The organism is Streptomyces abyssalis (assembly GCF_001751365.1).
Lineage (GTDB): Bacteria > Actinomycetota > Actinomycetes > Streptomycetales > Streptomycetaceae > Streptomyces > Streptomyces abyssalis.
This window is the reverse complement of the sequence record NZ_LJGT01000038.1, coordinates 862,580-880,381: the sequence shown is the minus strand read 5'-3', so window position 1 is coordinate 880,381 and position 17,802 is coordinate 862,580. Positions and strand designations below refer to the sequence as shown.

The 17,802-nt window shown below is 69.5% G+C and carries 18 protein-coding genes and 1 tRNA gene; 12 read left to right on the top strand and 7 right to left on the bottom strand.

Annotation, left to right across the window (positions count from 1 at the left end):
* Nucleotides 1–16: 16 nt before the first annotated feature.
* The 3 genes from AN215_RS11120 to AN215_RS11110 are packed head-to-tail and all read left to right on the top strand — an operon-like array spanning nt 17 to nt 2,741.
* Nucleotides 17–1,357, top strand: coding sequence for a replication initiator (locus tag AN215_RS11120; RefSeq protein ID WP_070013809.1), 1,341 nt, complete (start codon nt 17–19; stop codon nt 1,355–1,357).
* Entirely contained in the window at nt 1,354–1,569 is a 216-nt protein-coding gene (locus AN215_RS11115) for a helix-turn-helix domain-containing protein (RefSeq protein WP_070012797.1), read from the top strand. Before AN215_RS11120 ends, AN215_RS11115 begins: the two co-directional genes overlap by 4 nt.
* Nucleotides 1,569–2,741, top strand: coding sequence for a tyrosine-type recombinase/integrase (locus tag AN215_RS11110; RefSeq protein ID WP_079122892.1), 1,173 nt, complete (start codon nt 1,569–1,571; stop codon nt 2,739–2,741). The genes AN215_RS11115 and AN215_RS11110 overlap by 1 nt, the downstream gene beginning before the upstream one ends.
* Before the next feature lie 51 nt (nt 2,742–2,792).
* Here the strand turns inward: AN215_RS11110 and AN215_RS11105 are convergent.
* Nucleotides 2,793–2,866, bottom strand: a tRNA-Gly gene (locus tag AN215_RS11105).
* Nucleotides 2,867–3,488: 622 nt separating this feature from the next.
* Between AN215_RS11105 and dcd the strand changes: the two genes are divergently transcribed.
* The 3 genes from dcd to AN215_RS11085 all read left to right on the top strand — a co-directional run bounded on the left by dcd (nt 3,489) and on the right by AN215_RS11085 (nt 5,096).
* Nucleotides 3,489–4,064 carry a dCTP deaminase gene (dcd, locus tag AN215_RS11095; protein ID WP_070012800.1) on the top strand — a complete coding sequence of 192 codons (576 nt, stop codon included), beginning with the start codon at nt 3,489–3,491 and terminating at the stop codon, nt 4,062–4,064.
* A gap of 65 nt (nt 4,065–4,129) precedes the next feature.
* Nucleotides 4,130–4,606, top strand: a complete 477-nt coding sequence (locus AN215_RS11090) for a phosphoribosyltransferase (RefSeq protein WP_216093875.1) — start codon at nt 4,130–4,132, stop codon at nt 4,604–4,606.
* A 142-nt stretch (nt 4,607–4,748) separates the two neighbouring features.
* Nucleotides 4,749–5,096, top strand: coding sequence for a DUF1330 domain-containing protein (locus AN215_RS11085; RefSeq protein WP_070013810.1), 348 nt, complete (start codon nt 4,749–4,751; stop codon nt 5,094–5,096).
* Nucleotides 5,097–5,156: 60 nt separating this feature from the next.
* Here AN215_RS11085 and AN215_RS11080 read toward each other — a convergent pair whose 3' ends face one another.
* The gene (locus tag AN215_RS11080) at nt 5,157–5,738 is read right to left on the bottom strand and encodes a DUF5994 family protein (protein WP_245694391.1); all 582 of its coding nucleotides are present in this window, start codon (nt 5,736–5,738) and stop codon (nt 5,157–5,159) included.
* A 233-nt stretch (nt 5,739–5,971) separates the two neighbouring features.
* Nucleotides 5,972–6,517, bottom strand: a complete 546-nt coding sequence (locus tag AN215_RS11075; RefSeq protein ID WP_070012802.1) for a GNAT family N-acetyltransferase — start codon at nt 6,515–6,517, stop codon at nt 5,972–5,974.
* Between the two features lie 387 nt (nt 6,518–6,904).
* On the opposite strand from AN215_RS11075, the gene AN215_RS11070 reads away from it, so the two are divergent.
* Nucleotides 6,905–7,123 carry a hypothetical protein gene (locus AN215_RS11070; RefSeq protein WP_070012803.1) on the top strand — a complete coding sequence of 73 codons (219 nt, stop codon included), beginning with the start codon at nt 6,905–6,907 and terminating at the stop codon, nt 7,121–7,123.
* Nucleotides 7,124–7,183: 60 nt separating this feature from the next.
* On the opposite strand, the gene AN215_RS11065 is transcribed toward AN215_RS11070, so the two are convergent.
* From AN215_RS11065 to AN215_RS11055, 3 genes are all read right to left on the bottom strand, one after another.
* Entirely contained in the window at nt 7,184–8,191 is a 1,008-nt protein-coding gene (locus AN215_RS11065; protein WP_070012804.1) for a Yip1 family protein, read from the bottom strand.
* A 183-nt stretch (nt 8,192–8,374) separates the two neighbouring features.
* On the bottom strand, nt 8,375–8,782 hold the full coding sequence (locus AN215_RS11060) for an ATP-binding protein (protein ID WP_055486769.1): 408 nt from the start codon (nt 8,780–8,782) through the stop codon (nt 8,375–8,377).
* 534 nt (nt 8,783–9,316) lie between these two features.
* Complete coding sequence (locus tag AN215_RS11055) at nt 9,317–11,617, bottom strand: (Fe-S)-binding protein (protein ID WP_070012805.1); 2,301 nt, start codon at nt 11,615–11,617, stop codon at nt 9,317–9,319.
* A gap of 320 nt (nt 11,618–11,937) precedes the next feature.
* On the opposite strand from AN215_RS11055, the gene dnaK reads away from it, so the two are divergent.
* From dnaK to AN215_RS11035, 4 genes are all read left to right on the top strand, one after another.
* Nucleotides 11,938–13,812, top strand: coding sequence for a molecular chaperone DnaK (gene dnaK, locus AN215_RS11050; RefSeq protein WP_070012806.1), 1,875 nt, complete (start codon nt 11,938–11,940; stop codon nt 13,810–13,812).
* Nucleotides 13,809–14,525, top strand: coding sequence for a nucleotide exchange factor GrpE (grpE, locus tag AN215_RS11045; protein WP_070012807.1), 717 nt, complete (start codon nt 13,809–13,811; stop codon nt 14,523–14,525). The genes dnaK and grpE overlap by 4 nt, the downstream gene beginning before the upstream one ends.
* A 66-nt stretch (nt 14,526–14,591) precedes the next feature.
* On the top strand, nt 14,592–15,788 hold the full coding sequence (gene dnaJ / locus AN215_RS11040; RefSeq protein WP_070012808.1) for a molecular chaperone DnaJ: 1,197 nt from the start codon (nt 14,592–14,594) through the stop codon (nt 15,786–15,788).
* Nucleotide 15,789: 1 nt separating this feature from the next.
* A complete protein-coding gene (locus tag AN215_RS11035; RefSeq protein ID WP_028437518.1) occupies nt 15,790–16,248 on the top strand; it encodes a heat shock protein transcriptional repressor HspR in 459 nt (152 codons plus the stop codon).
* A gap of 16 nt (nt 16,249–16,264) precedes the next feature.
* Here the strand turns inward: AN215_RS11035 and AN215_RS11030 are convergent, their stop codons facing one another.
* The gene (locus AN215_RS11030) at nt 16,265–16,648 is read right to left on the bottom strand and encodes a VOC family protein (RefSeq protein WP_070012809.1); all 384 of its coding nucleotides are present in this window, start codon (nt 16,646–16,648) and stop codon (nt 16,265–16,267) included.
* 271 nt (nt 16,649–16,919) lie between these two features.
* Here AN215_RS11030 and AN215_RS11025 point away from each other — a divergent pair, with 271 nt between their 5' ends.
* Nucleotides 16,920–17,798: a trypsin-like serine peptidase gene (locus AN215_RS11025; protein WP_070012810.1), complete on the top strand. Its 879-nt coding sequence runs from the start codon at nt 16,920–16,922 to the stop codon at nt 17,796–17,798.
* Nucleotides 17,799–17,802: the final 4 nt, after the last annotated feature.

The window sequence follows — 17,802 nt, the reverse complement described above, 5'->3', positions numbered from 1 at the left end:
CGCCTCAACGGGGACGCTGCCCGGTATCCTCCGCCAGCTCTCCACGCTCGGCGGCTGCACCAACCCCGTACGCCTTGCCGGCCAGCGGACCGAACACCGCCTCAACACCAGGACGGGTGTGATCGGTGCCGAACTGCACCGCCTCAACTCGGCCGAGATGCCTGCCGGTCACCTCCTGGTGCGCTGCGGCAACCGCCGCACGACCCGCTGTGCGGCCTGCGCCGAGACGTACCGCCGTGACACGTTTCACCTGATCACCGCCGGACTGCGGGGCGGCAAAGGCACGCCTGAGACGGTCACTTCGCATCCGCGCGTCTTCGCGACGTTCACCGCTCCGAGCTTCGGCCCCGTCCACAACCGGCCCACCGGGCCCGGTGGTTCAGTACGCCGGTGCCGGTGCGGCAAGCGTCACGACCAGGGCGACGGCGTCCTCGGGATGCCGCTGAATCCTGCCCGCTACGACTACGAAGCCGCCGTCCTGTGGAACGCGCACGCCGGGGCCCTGTGGCGGCGCTTCACCATCTACCTGCGCCGCGAGATCGCCAAGCGAGCCGGACTCACTCAGCGGGCCTTCCGGCACTTCGCCCGCGTGTCCTTCGCCAAGGTCGCCGAGTACCAGAAGCGCGGTGCCGTCCACTTCCATGCCGTGGTCCGCCTCGACGGGCCCGAGGGTGGCGACACTTCGCCCCCGGCCTGGGCGACTGCCGAGCTGCTGACCGATGCCATCGAGGCCGCTGCCGGGAAGGCCACCGTGGCCGGCCCCGACGTCGACGGCCGCGCGCACTCCTTCGCCTTCGGCCGTCAGCTCGACGTACGCACCATCCACGGACCCGACTTCGACGGCGGGCAAGAGCTGACCGACCGGGCTGTCGCGGCGTACATCGCCAAGTACGCCACCAAGGGCGCAGAGACAGCCACGGGGACGCTCGACCGCCGTCTGAGGTTCGTCGGCGAACTCGCCCAGCTCGACCTCAACCCGCACGCGGAACGCATGATCCGCACCGCCTGGGCCCTCGGTGCGCGTAAGGACCTGGCACACCTGCGGCTGCGGGCCTGGGCCCACATGCTCGGCTTCCGCGGCCACTTCTCCACCAAGACCCGCCGCTACTCCACCACCCTCGGCGCTCTCCGCGCCGCCCGCGCCGAATGGCGCCGCCTCCAAGCCGCCATCGCACGCGGCGAAAACCATCCACAGCCGGTGGACGACAACGGCTCCCGCGAAGAGACCACGCTCGTTCTCGCGCACTGGTCCTTCGTCGGAACCGGCCTCGACCCGATCGAGCAATGGCTGTCCGCGTCGCTCGCTGACCCCAGCACACCAACCGCCACCAGCACGGAAGGAGAGATCGCACGATGACGGACCGGTACCTCAGCGTCGACCAGGTCGCCGAACTCCTCGGCACCACCGTTCGATTCCCCCGCCGCCTGATCGCCGAGCGGCGCATCACCTTCGTGAAGGTCGGCCGTCACGTGCGCATCCCTGAGAGCGCGCTGGCCGCGTACATCGAGGAGAGAACCGTCCAGCCGATGCGCCCGCGTCGGGTCAGGGCCCGGAAGGCGGCTGCCTGATGGGAAACAGCAAGGGGAGGCGGCGTCGCTTCGGAGCCGTTCGCCAGTACCGGTCTGGTCGTTGGACGGCGAGCTATCTGGACCCAGAGGGGATGGAACGCCGGGCGCCTCAGACTTTCGAGACCAAGACCGACGCGGAAGTCTGGCTCTCACAGGTGGAAGCCGACCTCTCTCGGGGTAACTGGCAGGACCCGGACGCCGGGGCGGTCAACTTCGAGCTGTACGCCTCGCAATGGGTGAGGGAACGCGGCTTGTCGCCGACAACGAGCGAGCTGTACCGACGACTCCTCCGGCTGCACATCCTGCCCACCTTCGGTGGTCTCGACCTGGACGAGATCACCTCACCTCGCGTCCGTACCTGGCGTACGGAGCGCTTGACCGCGACGGAAGCTCCGACGACGGTCGCCAAGGCGTATCGGCTGCTCAAGGCCATCATGCAGACCGCGACCGACGATGAACTGATCCGCCGGAACCCCTGCCGGATTCGCGGAGCCGGCAAGGAGGTCGCTCCGGAACGTCCCGTCGCCACCGTGGACCAGGTGGATGCCCTCGCGAACGCGATCGGCGTGCGCTGGAAGCTGATGGTCTACCTCGGCGCGTATGGCCCGCTGAGGCCCGAGGAGCAAGCGGAACTCCGGCGCCGCGATGTCGACCTGGACGCGATGACGCTCCGGATCACTCTGGCCTCACCCGAACTGACCACCGGAGAGCGGGCCACCGGGCCCACGAAGTCCGAGGCGGGCGTGCGGCTCGTCGTCCTGCCGGACTTCCTCCGCACCGACCTCCGCCGGCACCTCGACTGGTTCGCGGAGAAGGGTCGGGATGGCTTGCTGTTCGTCGGTGAGAAGGGCGCGCCGTTCCGGCGAAGCTCCTTCGGCCGGAAGTGGCGGCGCGCCCGGACCAAGGTCGGGATGCCCGAGGGTTTCCGCTTCTACGATCTTCGTCACACCGGGCACACCCTGTCGACGCAGAGCGGCGCCACGCTCAAGGACACGATGGTCCGGGCGGGCCAGTCCTCCGAGCGGGCCGCGCTGATCTATCAGCACTCGAACGAGGAGCGACAGAAAGAGGTGGCCGGCGGGATCGACGCACGGGTACGCGCTGAGCGGAAGAAGGCGGCGCAGGGGGACGGCGACGCGCCTTCTGGTGCGGATCTGGTGCAAGACGCTTAGAGCGGTCTAGACAACAAACAAGGCCCGGGTCTGTGACCTGGGCCTTTGTCGTGGAGCGGGTGACGGGAATCGAACCCGCGCTCTGAGCTTGGGAAGCTCATGTTCTACCATTAAACTACACCCGCGAGGAGCCATTCGATCATCGGCTTCAACGCCCGATACTCTACCTCATGACAGACCCCGCCGCACCGGAGCGAGGGGTCTTTTTGCTGCTCCGGCACGGGGTCCGTGCCCTCGGGGCAAGGGAGTTGGGGGCGTAGCGTATGTGTGGGCGGCCGGGCGGAAGGCTGTCAGTTTGATCCCCTAATGTGGCTTTCGTCGACCAGATACTTGGCGACCACGCACTTGGGGAGAGGAGAGCGATGGAGGCCACCGTCGTTCAGTGTGCCGAGGGGCACGTGTTCAGTACCTCGACGTTCCCGATGCAGAACCTGCGGAGCGGGCGCATCGGTCCCGGGCGGCTGCTGCGGTGTCCGCGGTGTGCCCGTCTGCGGCAGGCCGTCCCGGTCCAGGCACCGGGAACGGCGTCGGCAGCGGCACCCGGCGCAGGGCCGGCGCCCGACGCTCCGTATCCCGACGCTTCGGACCCCGACGCCCCGTACGTGCCGCGCCCCGCGCGCCGCGAGCGGTAGCTGCCCGGGCGAGTACGGGCGAGTACGGACGAGTGCGGGCGGTTCGCCCGCCGTGCGCAGCCGTGGGGCAGGTTCGATTGGGCCGGCCCCTCGCTGGGCGCGTAGTCTCTGGCCCGTGCTTCTCTCTGACAAGGACATCCGGGCGGAGATCGACGCCGGCCGGGTGCGGATCGATCCGTACGATCCCGCGATGGTGCAGCCCTCCAGCATCGACGTCCGACTGGACCGCTATTTCCGGGTGTTCGAGAATCACCGGTATCCGCACATCGACCCCGCCGTCGAACAGCCCGATCTGACAAGGCTGATCGAGGCGGTGGGTGACGAGCCCTTCATCCTTCACCCCGGTGAGTTCGCGCTCGCGTCGACGTACGAAGTGATCACGTTGCCCGACGATATCGCCTCCCGCCTGGAGGGGAAGAGTTCGCTGGGGCGGCTCGGCCTGCTGACGCACTCGACCGCGGGTTTCATCGATCCGGGCTTCTCGGGCCACGTGACCCTGGAGTTGTCGAACGTGGCGACGCTGCCGATGAAGCTGTGGCCCGGCATGAAGATCGGGCAGTTGTGCATGTTCCGGCTGACGTCGCCTGCGGAGCATCCGTACGGGTCGACGCCGAACGGCTCCCGCTATCAGGGGCAGCGGGGCCCGACCCCCTCGCGCTCGTACATGAACTTCCACCGGACGCAGGTCTGACCGGAGCCGATCGAGAGGGAGGGGCGGGCGTGAGCGGTGAACAGCGGGAGAACCTGACGTACCCGATGTTCGGGCAGGCGGTACGGGAGTTGGCGCAGGCCGTCGCCGACGACGGGTACGACCCGGACATCATTCTGTCCATCGCGCGCGGCGGCCTGTTCGTCGCGGGCGGGCTCGGCTACGCGCTGGACGTGAAGAACCTGCATGTCATGAACGTCGAGTTCTACACGGGGGTCGGCAAGACCCTGGACATGCCGGTCATGCTGCCGCCCGTACCCAACGTCGTGGACCTGAGCGAGAAGAAGGTGCTCATCGCGGACGATGTCGCGGACACGGGGCGGACGTTGAAGCTGGTGCAGGAGTTCTGCGCGGAGCACGTCGCGGAGGTGCGCAGCGCGGTGATCTACGAGAAGTCGCAGTCCGCGGTGAAGTGCGAGTACGTGTGGCGGCGTACCGATGAGTGGATCAACTTCCCGTGGAGCGTGGAACCTCCGGTACATACGTCTGGAGAGGCGCCGAAGGAGAACAAGGAAGCGCTCTGACCCGCTTGTCCGGCCGGGTACCGCAGGATGTGTGCGCGGCGCCGGTCCGGGTTGCCGGATCCCATGACCTGTCAGGTCATCGATCCGTGTGCGCCGGCATGGCAGCCTCGGCGTACGGAGCCCGGCCGACCGGAAGGACGCCATGCCCGCCTACGTCATCGCTCATCTGCAGGAAGCCGAGCCGCACCCGGAGATCGCCGAGTACATCGAGCGGCTCCCCGCCACCTTCGAGCAGCACGGCGGGCGCTACCTCGTGCACGCCACGCAGCACGAGGTGAAGGAAGGCAGCTGGCCCGGGCACGTCGTGATGATCGGCTTCCCGGGGATCGCCGAGGCGCGGGCGTGGTGGGACTCGCCTGCGTACCGGGATATCGCGCCGCTGCGCTCCCGGCACATCGAGGGCGACATCATCATGGTGGAAGGCGTCCCCGAGGACTACGACCCGACGGCCGCCGTGAAGGCGATCCGGGAGGCCCTGCCGGGCGAGTAGTCCGGGCCCGGACCCGGCCCGGGTCCGGCTCCGCGTCCGGCTCCGGCCCCTATTCACGCCTCACTCGGTCGTGCCGTGCCACGCCGGTCGCGCGATGCCGGTCGCGACGAGGATCTGCTGGCCGGTCTCCGTGTTGCCGATGTGCGTGGCCATGGTCATCGCGGCGTGTGCCTCGTCGACGCCGGCTTCGGGGGAGATGGCGAGGAGCGAGAAGTTGTCGAGGCCGCCGCGGGTGATGATGACCGTGTCGTCCCCCACCGGGAACCAGTCGATCTGTATGAGCCTGCCGTCGACGAAGAGGGGTTCGCCGAGCCCGTCCCAGGCGTCCGCGTCCAGGCCGATGCGGTCGATGGGCCCCAGGTGCTCGCTCAATACGGTCACCAGCCCCGGCAGTTCGGCGTGGATGTCGCGGGAGTGCGGCCACCATGCGCCGTCGAAGAGCCCGTCGCCGGACGGTTCGGACTTCAGGCGGAGCGCCAACAGGCCCGGTTCGACGGGGAGATGGAGGGCGCTCAGCGCGGAGAGGTCCACGGTCGGCATGTTGGGCTCGGTGTCCGCGCTGCCCGCGATGTGCACGCCGGATGCGCCGGGTGCGTCGGACACATGCCGTGCCGTGTCCGGGATGCTCGGTTCGACCCTCATGGTGTCCGCCCCTCTGTGGCCCGGAGAGATCTGACGGAGTGGACAGCCGGACGGCTCGCAGTCCGGCCGCCGCCTTCGAGCTTCGAAGCACTGATGCGTTGAAAAAGGCCCAACGATTTAGGAATGGGCGTTGTCGCCCATTTTTTCCCAGAGTACTACCGGCGGGTTCCCGGGCCTCCCGCTCCCTCCGCAGGCCTTCCACCAGGCCCCCCACCAGGCCTTACGACTGTTCTTTACCGGGGGCGACGCCGGGTCCAGGCCTCCAGCGGCGGGCGGTCCGGCGAGGGCGTGATCTTCCCGAGGCTCTCCCAGCCCCATGAGGTCAGCGCACAGCGGGCGGGGGTGTCCTCCTGGTCGATCAGGGTGACGGCGAGGCCGATGCCCGCGGGGGTGAGCAGGTGCTCCTGGAGGCGTGTGGCGATGCCGCGCCGCCGGAAGGACGGCAGCACCATCAGCTCGGTCATCACGAACGCCCGGCCGGACGCGGTGAGTTCGGCCATGTCCGCGGGCAGTTCGCCGTGCAGGCCGTGCCACCATTCGTCCGTACGTTCCGGGCGGTAGCCGTAGACGCTGCCCGCCAGTGCCCCGCCCGTGCTCGCGGTGACCAGCTCGAAGCCGGTGCGCTGCACGTGCTCCCCGAGGCGGCGCAGATACTCCTGCCGGTCGTGGAACTGCTCGCCGGCCGTGCCCCGGTACGCCTCCACGTACAAGTCGGCGACGGCCTCCCGCTCCCGGTCCGCCTGCCACCGGCTGAGTCGCCGTACGAACACCTCGGTCATCTCTCCGCCCCCTCCCCGCCTCGGCGGGCGCGCCCCTGCGTCCCGCCCCTCTGCGTCCGCCCCTGCGTCGCGACCGGCACACGACGAGTCGGTCCGATGGGCCCTGTCCGACTTTGACCGGCAGTGACCGAATCCTCACAGGGAGAGGCCGAGAATACTGAGAATACTTCGCCTCCGGGGATTTTCGGCCTGCTTGTTCCGGGTGCGAAGTGCCCGTTCTCAGCGAGGAGTTGCCGGGCCGCACCGTGCCGGGGCCGGGCCGTTCACCCGGCTGGTACGGGAGCGTGCTGTGTTCCGCGGGCGAAATGGGCACCCGCGTCACGTGCGTACGTACGTGAACGCGTGCGTGCCGGAGCCACAGCAGAGGCGAGGGGAGGAGGAGCGGCCATGCTCGACATACTCGTCACCGTCGGCGTCATCCTCGTGCTGATCGCGCTGGCGGCGCTGCTGCTGCATCTGATCAACACGCACCATGAGCAGCGCATCGCCACCACCCACTACGAGCGGTTCCACCCCGGGAATCCGCCGGAGGGGCCCGGAAGCCGCGCCGAGCGGCAGGACCGGGAGGAGGGGAAGGGCGAGGACGGCGGTGGCCCGCCGCCCTAGCGGCCCTGGAGCCCCGGAGCACCAGAGGCCCCAGGGCTCCCGCGTACCTGAGCTCAGCTCCTAGAGCGTGCCCAGCTTGATCAGCACCAGCAGCGCCACGAGCTGCACCGCCGAGGCGCCCAGCGCCCGCGCCCAGTGGAGGTCGTGGGAGCGGCTGACCATCATCGCGAAGAGTGCGCCCGAGGCGACCCAGGTCACCCAGCCCAGTACCTGTACGACCGGGGCCGTGCCGCCGAGGAAGAGGGCGACGAGGAGGCGCGGCGCGTCCGTCAGCGACATGATCAGCATCGACAGCCCGACCGTGGGCGCCCATGCGCCGGTGCCGCCGAACTGGCGCGCGAGGGTGTGTGTGACCGCGCCGAGTATGAGGCCGGCGAGGACCACCGCGATGCCCGTGCTCAGGGCGTACGGGATCGCGCTCGACAGGGTGGCGTTTATGACCTCTTCGCGGGCCTGGTCGAGGCCGAAGATCGCGAGCAGCCCGTAGAGGAACGTGACGATGATCGCCGTGCCCCAGACGCTGTGGTCGCGCATCTGCCAGAAGGTGTCGCTGGGGCGCAGCAGGATGCCGCTCAGCAGCTCCTTCCAGTGCAGGCGGGGGCCGGGGGGCGGTGCCGGGCGGCTGTAGTCGTAGCCGTCGTCCGGGCCGTAGGCGCCGTGCGCGCTGAACGGGTCGGGGACGGTGAAGGAGCGGGTGTGGCCCGAGGAGTTCGCATACGGGTCGGCGGGGCCGCTGCCACGGGCCGGACCGTTGCCGGCGGCGTAGGGGCCCGGGCCGAACTGGGGACCGCTGCCGCCCTGACCCGGGGCGCCCGGACCGGGGCCCTGGCCTCCGTGACCCGGTCCGTAGCCGTGCCCCGGGTGCGGTTGTGCGCCGTGCGGCTCACCGAAGTACTCGGGCTCGCCGTGGCGGCCGCCCCTGCGTGGCCACTGCTCCGGCGGGCGCTGTCCGTACGCCCCCGGGCCGGGGCCCGGTGCGCCCTGCGCCCGCCCCTGTGGTCCGCGGTACTGCCCTTGCTGCTGCGCGTTCCGGGAGCCCCGGCCGCGTCCGATCCTGAAACCAGCCACGCCTTCGAACGTACCTTGTCCCCGGGCCGTCGATGCCGGGCCCGGGAGATTGGGACGGGCTTTGTGGCCGATCCGGTACAACTCGTAGGGCTCACCCCTAAGGGCTGTCCCGGCGCGCCGTCAGCCCACGTGACGAGACGGGACCTGACGGGACCTGACGGGAGGGGAGCGGGCCTGCCCGGGTCAGCCGCCGGGCAGCTTCACGGCCAGCGTCACCACCGCGCCGGAATCCGGCCCCGCCGGTTCGACGCTGAGCCTGTCGGTGACGAGACGCGCCAGCCACAGCCCGCGGCCGGCGGTGGCTCCGGCCACGCCGGGCGCGAGTTCGGGGATGACGTCCTCGGAGAAGCCGGGCCCCGAGTCCTCGACGCGGCACTCCAGTTCGCCCGCGAGGTGACGCATCACCAGGCGGCCGGTGCCTCCCGCGTGTTCGACCGCGTTCGTCGCCACGGCGTCGACGGCGACCACGAATTCGCCTCTGCGCGGCTCGGCGAGCCCCGCGGAGGCCGCGCACTCCTCGACCTCGATGCGGATGCGCGGGAGGTCGCGTGAGGTGAAATGCAGTCGGCAGAGGCGCTCGTTGGTCAGCATGCGCCCATCTCCTCGACGGTGGTCGGCGTACGGACCGGGTCTTCCCCCTGCCTGTGTCCCCTGCGGGCCCGGTCGCTTCTGCCCCGCAGGTTATCGGGCCGTGCTCTCCGGCCGCAGAGCCGTAAGCGCCGGGTCTCCGCGACGACCGGCAGGACCGGGGCGGGACGCAGGTCCCGTCTCGCGGAGACACGGCGGACCGGGCTGGTCTCCGCCGTCACGTCGCCGCCGTCCAGCAACCGGGGTCGCCTCCTTCTGCTTCCGGCTTCTGCTTCCGGTACTTCTGCCGCTGGTCAGCGAGGCTAAGGCGCGGGCTGCCGGTTGGGTATCCCCCGAAGGGGATTGACGTGTGAAGAACGCTAAGTGACTGAATACGAACGGAGCTTGCCGCAAACGAACGGAGCCTGCCGTTTCCGACGACAGACTCCGTTCATTTACGCATTTTGTCCGGCAAGGTTCGGGTTCCGAAGGCCCGTTGACCCGCACTCGCACCCGCATCCGCACCTGTACCCGCGCCCGGGCCGGGGCTCCGCGGGGCTAACGGGCGGGCTCGGGCGCGCTGCTCTCCTCCTTCTCCGGTTCGTCCGACGGGCCGTCCTCGCCCGGCGTACGCACGGAGTCCAGCAGCAACTGCGCCACGTCCACGACTCGCAGGTCTTCCTTGGCCTGCTGATCGTTCTTCTTGCCGTTGACCGAGTCCGTCAGCATGACGAGGCAGAACGGGCAGGCGGTCGAGACGATGTCCGGGTTCAGCGAGAGGGCCTCGTCCACGCGCTCGTTGTTGATGCGCTTGCCGATGCGCTCTTCCATCCACATGCGGGCGCCGCCGGCGCCGCAGCAGAAGCCGCGCTCCTTGTGGCGGTGCATCTCCTCGTTGCGCAGGCCCGGCACCTTGCCGATGATCTCGCGCGGCGGCGTGTAGACCTTGTTGTGACGGCCCAGGTAGCACGGGTCGTGGTACGTGATCAGGCCCTCGACCGGTGTGACGGGCACCAGCTTGCCCTCGTCCACGAGGTGCTGCAGCAGCTGGGTGTGGTGGATGACCTCGTAGTGGCCGCCCAGCTGCGGGTACTCGTTGGCGAGCGTGTTGAAGCAGTGCGGGCAGGTCGCGACGATCTTCTTCTTCGAGGCGGGCTTCTTCGTCGACTCGTCCTCGTCGTCCTCGCCGAAGGCGGCGTTGAGCGTCGCGACGTTCTCCTCGCCGAGTTGCTGGAAGAGGAACTCGTTGCCGAGGCGGCGAGGGGAGTCACCTGTGCACTTCTCGTCGCCGCCCATGATCGCGAAGTTGACGCCCGCGATGTGCAGCAGCTCCGCGAAGGCCTTGGTGGTCTTCTTCGCCCGGTCCTCCAGCGCGCCCGCGCAGCCGACCCAGTAGAGGTAGTCGACCTCGGTGAGGTCCTCGACGGTCTTGCCGACGACGGGCACCTCGAAGCCGGTCTCCTCGGCGAGTTCCTTCGTCCACTCCAGGCGCTGCTTCTTGGCCAGGCCCCAGGGGTTTCCCTTCTTCTCCAGGTTCTTCAGCATCGTCCCGGCCTCGCTCGGGAACGCGCTCTCGATCATCACCTGGTAGCGGCGCATGTCGACGATGTGGTCGATGTGCTCGATGTCGACGGGGCACTGCTCGACGCACGCGCCGCACGTGGTGCAGGACCACAGCACGTCCGGGTCGATGACGCCGCCCTCTTCCGCGGTGCCGATCAGCGGGCGCTCGGCCTCCTCCAGCGCCGCTTTGGGTACGTCCTTCAGTTGCTCCTCGGTCGCCTTCTCCTCGCCCTCCATCGTCTTGCCGCCGCCGGCCAGCAGGTACGGGGCCTTCGCGTGCGCGTGGTCGCGCAGCGACATGATCAGCAGCTTGGGCGAGAGGGGCTTGCCGGTGTTCCAGGCGGGGCACTGCGACTGGCAGCGGCCGCACTCGGTGCAGGTGGAGAAGTCGAGGATGCCCTTCCAGGAGAAGTCCTCGACCTGGGAGGCGCCGAAGCGGACCTCCTCCTCGTTCTCGTCGTCCAGAGCCGTCTCGAAGTCGATCTCCTTGCCGCCGGAGACCATCGGCTTCAGCTCGCCCATCGCGGTGGCGCCGTCGGCGTTGCGCTTGAACCAGATGTTGGGGAAGGCGAGGAAGCGGTGCCAGGCCACACCCATGTTGGTGTTGAGGCCGACCACGATCATCCACACGAACGAGGTGCCGATCTTGATGAGCGCGACGAGATACGTCAGGTTCTGCAGCGCGCTCACGCTCAGCCCGTCGAATGCGGCCACCAGCGGATACGAGACGAAGTACGAGGCCTCGTAGCCGTGTACGTCATGCAGGGCGCCCTCGAGTCCGCGCAGCACCAGGATCGCGATGCCGATGGTGAGGATGACGTACTCGACGAAGTACGCCTGGCCCGCCTTGGAGCCCGTGAAGCGGGACTTGCGCCCGGCGCGCGAGGGCAGGCTCAGCAGCCGGATGACGATGAGCGTGGCGATGCCCAGTGTCGTCATCAGACCGAGGAACTCCGTGAAGATCTCGTACGGGGCCCAGGTGCCGATGAGCGGCAGCGTCCAGTCGGCTTGGAAGAGCTGCCCCATGGCGTGGACAAGCGTCAGCACGAGCGCGAAGAAGCCGACGGCTACGAACCAGTGCGCGAAGCCGACGATCCCCCACCGGTTCATCCGCGTGTGGCCGAAGAACTCACGGGCCACCGTGAGCGTGCGCGCTGCCGGGTCGTCGGTGCGCGTGCCCGCGGGCACCGGCTGCCCCAGCCTGACGAAGCGGTAGATCTGCGCGACGGCGCGCGCGAACAGCGCGATGCCGACCGCGGCCAGCACCAGCGAAACGACGATCGCGGCGAGTTGCATGAGGGCTCCTCGGGCGGCCTTCGGGCGAGACCTGATCGGGTGGCTTACTAAGCGGTAACTTATCTGATCCGTACGAGACTACCCACTCCGCGCGCCCTGCTGGTACCCGGGCGCGCGGTGATCTGCGTCGCGGGGCGCCCGGTGGGGGTCCCTGCGCCGCCCCGTCGGCCGGCAGCCTTTCTTCTCTCCTGGTCAGAGGTGGGTGCGCATAAAGTCGGCATAAGAGTTGAGTGCCTCCCACTCAGGTCGTTTGACGTACTCGGATCGGCCAGGCACTCTTGAGCCAGCTTCACTCAAGACATCAGCTGGAGGAAACCGAAATGGCACGTGCGGTCGGCATCGACCTGGGCACGACGAACTCCGTCGTCAGTGTTCTCGAAGGCGGTGAGTCCACCGTCATCACCAACGCCGAGGGCGCCAGGACCACGCCGTCCGTTGTGGCCTTCGCGAAGAACGGCGAGGTGCTCGTCGGCGAGGTGGCCAAGCGGCAGGCTGTGACCAACGTCGACAGGACGGTCCGGTCGGTCAAGCGCCACATGGGCACCGACTGGAAGATCAACCTGGACGGCAAGGACTTCAACCCGCAGCAGATGAGCGCCTTCATCCTGCAGAAGCTGAAGCGCGACGCGGAGTCCTACCTCGGTGAGAAGGTCGAGGACGCCGTGGTCACCGTCCCGGCGTACTTCAACGACGCGGAGCGTCAGGCCACCAAGGAGGCCGGCGAGATCGCGGGCCTCAACGTGCTGCGCATCGTCAACGAGCCGACGGCCGCCGCCCTCGCCTACGGCATGGAGAAGGAAGACCAGACGATCCTGGTCTTCGACCTCGGTGGCGGCACCTTCGACGTCTCGCTGCTGGAGATCGGCGACGGCGTCGTCGAGGTGAAGGCCACCAACGGCGACAACCACCTCGGTGGTGACGACTGGGACCAGCGCATCGTCGACCACCTGGTCAAGCAGTTCCAGTCCGGGCACGGCGTGGACCTGTCCAAGGACAAGATGGCTCTCCAGCGTCTGCGTGAGGCCGCGGAGAAGGCGAAGATCGAGCTGTCCAGCTCCACCGAGACCAACATCAACCTGCCTTACATCACGGCGTCCGCCGAGGGCCCGCTGCACCTGGACGAGAAGCTGACGCGCTCCCAGTTCCAGCAGCTCACGGAGGACCTGCTGGAGCGCTGCAAGACCCCGTTCCACAACGTGATCAAGGACGCCGGCATCCAGCTGTCCGAGATCGACCACGTGGTTCTGGTCGGTGGCTCGACGCGTATGCCCGCCGTCGCCGAGCTGGTCCGTGACCTGACCGCCGGCAAGGACGCCAACAAGGGCGTCAACCCGGACGAGGTCGTCGCCATCGGCGCCAGCCTGCAGGCCGGTGTGCTCAAGGGCGAGGTCAAGGACGTCCTCCTGCTGGACGTCACCCCGCTGTCCCTCGGCATCGAGACCAAGGGCGGCATCATGACCAAGCTGATCGAGCGCAACACCACGATTCCGACGAAGCGTTCGGAGACCTTCACCACGGCCGAGGACAATCAGCCGTCGGTGCAGATCCAGGTCTTCCAGGGTGAGCGCGAGATCGCGGCGTACAACAAGAAGCTCGGCATGTTCGAGCTGACGGGTCTGCCGCCCGCGCCGCGCAACGTGCCGCAGATCGAGGTCAGCTTCGACATCGACGCGAACGGCATCATGCACGTCTCCGCCAAGGACCTCGGTACCGGCAAGGAGCAGCGGATGACCGTCACCGGCGGTTCGGCGCTCCCGAAGGAAGACATCGAGCGCATGATGCGCGACGCCGAGCAGTACGCGGACGAGGACGCCAAGCGCCGCGAGTCCGCCGAGACGCGCAACCAGGCGGAGCAGCTGGTCTACACGACCGAGAAGTTCCTCAAGGACAACGAGGAGAAGGTCCCCGGCGAGATCAAGACCGAGGTCGAGGCCGCTCTCGAGGACCTGAAGGAGAAGCTGAAGGGCGAGGACACCGCGGCGATCCGCGAGGCCAGCGAGAAGGTCGCGGCGACCAGCCAGAAGCTGGGCCAGGCCATGTACGCGGACGCCCAGGGCGCCCAGGGCGAAGCCGGCGCGGAGGCCGGTCCCGAGGGTGCCGAGGGTGCCGGGCAGGCCAAGGCCGACGGTGACGAGGATGTCGTCGACGCCGAGATCGTGGACGACGAGCAGAAGCCGAAGGATGGTGCAGCGTGACGGAGGAGACTCCGGGCTTCGAACAGAAGCCCGACGTCCCCGCCGACGCCGTACAGCCCGACGACGCTGCGGCGCAGGCCGCCGGACAAGTGCCCGCCGACGAGGCGGGCGGTCCGGCGGACCCGGCCGGGGACGTGACCGACGACGAGCAGGAAGGCCAGGACGTCCTGCAGGGCGGCCAGGGTCAGGACGCGCAGGTGGCGGCGCTGACCGCTCAGCTGGACCAGACCCGTACGGCACTGCACGAACGGACGCAGGATCTGCAGCGCCTCCAGGCGGAGTTCCAGAACTACCGCCGCAGGGTCGAGCGGGACCGCGCGGCTGTGAAGGAAGTCGCGGTCGCCAACCTGCTGACGGAACTGCTGCCCGTGCTCGACGACATCGGCCGCGCCCGCGACCACGGCGAACTCGTCGGCGGCTTCAAGTCGGTGGCCGAGTCGCTGGAGATGGTCGCCGCCAAGATGGGTCTGATGCAGTTCGGCAAGGAGGGCGAGCCCTTCGACCCGACTGTGCACGAGGCACTGATGCACTCGTACTCGCCCGACGTCACGGAGACGACGTGCGTGCAGATCCTGCAGCCCGGGTACCGAATCGGCGAACGGACGATCCGCCCCGCCAGGGTCGGAGTCGCCGAGCCGCAGCCGGGTGCTCAGGGCGCGGCAGGCGAGGAGTCCGCCGACGAAGAGGAGAACGGTGGCCCCGACCAGGGCTGACCAGGCTGACCAGGCTGCCCACGGCAGCACGAGCGGGCACGGCACCGGGGAGGAGGGACGTCGCGGATGAGTACGAAGGACTTCATCGAGAAGGACTACTACAAGGTCCTCGGCGTCCCGAAGGACGCCACCGAGGCCGAGATCAAGAAGGCCTACCGCAAGCTGGCCCGTGAGAACCACCCCGACGCCAACAGGGGCGACGCCAAGGCCGAGGAGCGCTTCAAGGACGCTTCCGAGGCCTATGACGTACTCGGCGACGCCAAGCGCCGCAAGGAGTACGACGAGGCGCGCACCCTGTTCGGCAACGGGGGCATCAGGACCGGCGGTCCCGGTGGCCCGGGCGGAGCGGGCGGCTTCAACTTCGACCTGAGCGACCTCTTCGGAGGCGGTCAGCCGGGCGGTCCCGGTGGCCCGGGCGGAGCGGGCGGCTTCGGCGGCGGTCTCGGCGACGTGTTCGGCGGGCTGTTCAACCGCGGCGGCGCCGGTACGCGCACGCAGCCGAGGCGCGGCCAGGACATCGAGTCCGAGGTGACGCTCAGTTTCACCGAGGCGGTGGACGGTGCCACGGTCCCGCTGCGGATGTCGTCCTCGGCGGCGTGCAAGGCGTGTGCCGGCACCGGCGACAAGAACGGCTCACCCCGGGTGTGCCCCACGTGCGTCGGCACCGGCCAGGTCTCGCGGGGCGGTGGCGGCGGATTCTCCCTGACCGATCCCTGCGTCGACTGCAAGGGCCGCGGGCTCATCGCGCAGGACCCCTGCGACACGTGCAAGGGCTCCGGCAGGGCGACGAGTTCGCGCACCATGCAGGTCCGCATCCCCGCGGGCGTCAGCGACGGGCAGCGCATCAGGCTGCGCGGCAAGGGCGCACCGGGCGAGCGCGGCGGCCCCGGCGGCGACCTGTACGTCGTGGTGCACGTGGACCGTCACCCGGTCTTCGGCCGCAGGGGGGACAACCTGACCGTGACCGTGCCGGTGACCTACCCGGAGGCGGCGCTCGGCGGCGAGATCAAGGTCCCGACGCTCGGCGGTCCGCCGGTCACGCTCAAGCTGCCGCCCGGCACGCCCAGCGGCCGTACGATGCGGGCCCGCGGCAAGGGTGCGGTCCGCAAGGACGGGACGCGCGGCGATCTGCTGGTCACCATCGACGTATCGGTTCCGAAGGATTTGAGCGAGAAGGCGAAGGGCATCCTGGAGACCTACCGCGAGGCGACGGCCGCGGAGGATCCGAGGGCGGCCCTGTTCAAGGCCGCGAAGGGAGACTGAGGTGAACGGCCGAGGTGGACGACGCAATCCTTACCAGCTGACCGACGAGTCCCCTGTGTATGTCATCTCGGTCGCCGCTCAGCTCTCGGGTCTGCACCCGCAGACTCTGCGTCAGTACGACCGCCTCGGCCTGGTCTCCCCCGACCGCGCGGCCGGGCGCGGCCGGCGCTACTCGGCGCGGGACATCGAACTCCTCCGTCAGGTACAGGAGTTGAGCCAGGACGAGGGGATCAACCTCGCGGGCATCAAGCGCATCATCGAGCTGGAGAATCAGGTCGCCGCACTGAAGTCCCGTGTGGTGGAGCTCCAGCAGGCGGTCGAGGGCGCCGCGGCCGCCATGCAGCAGCGTGAGGCCCAGGTCCACGCCTCGTACCGCCGCGACCTCGTCCCGTACGAGGACGTCCACCCGCAGTCCGGGGCCCTTGTCGTCTGGCGGCCGAAGAAGCAGCGCCGCGACTGAGGCGCCGGCCCGGCTCTCACTGCCGACGCGGGCCCAGCACGCAGAACTCGTTGCCCTCGGGGTCGGCGAGCACGACCCAGGGGTCCTCCTCGCTCTGCCCCACATCGGCGTGGCGTGCCCCGTGGGCGAGGAGGCGGGCGACCTCGGCCTCCTGGTCGTCGGGCCGGAAGTCCAGGTGGAGCCGGTTCTTGCCGGTCTTCCGCTCGGGGACGTGTACGAACAGGAGCCCGGGCAGCCGGTCCGGGGACGGGCGGATCTCGAACTCTCCCCCGGAGGCTCCGCCCTCGGTGGTCTCGGCCGAACCGTCGACCACGGCCCAGCCGAGCGCCTCGGCCCACCAGCGTCCCAGCTTCGCCGGGTCCTCAGCGTCCACCAGTACTTGCTCCCATTCGAGGGTCATGGCGGGGAGCGTACTGCTCACGCTCAGCCCGCGGCGGCTCAACCGGGCGCGGCGGGGCCGGGGTTGACCGCGAGGGCCGGCCCCTCGGCTGGGCTGGCTGGCGTGGACTGACCGGGCGGGGCTGACCGGCCGGGGCCGGCGGGCCGTTGACGGCCTGCGGCAGGGCGCGCGTGTCATGACCTGGGCGCGGGTGGCGCCCGGAACGCCCACTGTTAACCCGATCAGGTGTGTGCGGTTGGCCGAGGGGACGGCGGCAGCAGAGCGTAGGTGCATGACGTCGACCCGCGCGGCGCTCGCCGCTCTCGTGACCTGCACCACCTCGCTGGCTCTCATGGGAGCGAGCGCGCCCGCGCCGTATCCGCCCGCCTCGAAGGGTGACCGCTGGCCGCAGGGGACGGTCAGGACCGTCGGGAAGCTTGTCGCCAAGCTGCCGGGTCATCAGGCGGAGTCCTGCTCCGCCGCGATCGTCGACTCCCCGAGCGGCAGCATCGTGGCCACCGCGGCGCACTGCATCTCCAGCCCGGAGCGTCCGCGCAAGCCGGAGGCCATGTACTTCCAGCCCGCCTACAAGAGCAAGAGCGACCCCAAGGGCCAGGGCCAGGGCAAAGACAAGGGCACCAAGCGTGGCGGCACCGGCGACGGCCCGCGGACCGTGCTCGCTCACGGCTGGAAGGTGGAGTCCTGGAAGACGGCGCCCGGCTGGGACACCAGCAAGAACCTGGAGTCGGTCCTTCCGTACGACTGGGCGTTCCTGCGGATGGAGAAGCGCGGCGGTCGCACCATTCAGGAGGTGTACGGCGCGAACAAGCTGCGGACCGAGCCTGTCCGCGGCGGCCACGCGGCCACGCTCGGCTACCCGGCCTCCTCGCCGTACGACGGGGAGACGCTCCACTACTGCGCGGGCCGGGCCCACCGCTACGAGCGCGGCGAGATCGCCGCCACCAACGTGGGTGCTCTGTCGCTGCGGCCCTGCAAGCTCACCCAGGGTGTCAGCGGCGGCCCCTGGCTCCGCGGCATCGACAAGAAGACGGGCACCGGAACCCTGGTGGCCGTGACCTCCGTGGGCTCCGACGACGAGCTGCTGGGGCGGCCCTATCCGAGTTCGGCGCGGGCGCTCCTCGCCGAGTTCGGCGCCAGGAACAAGCGCTGAGGGC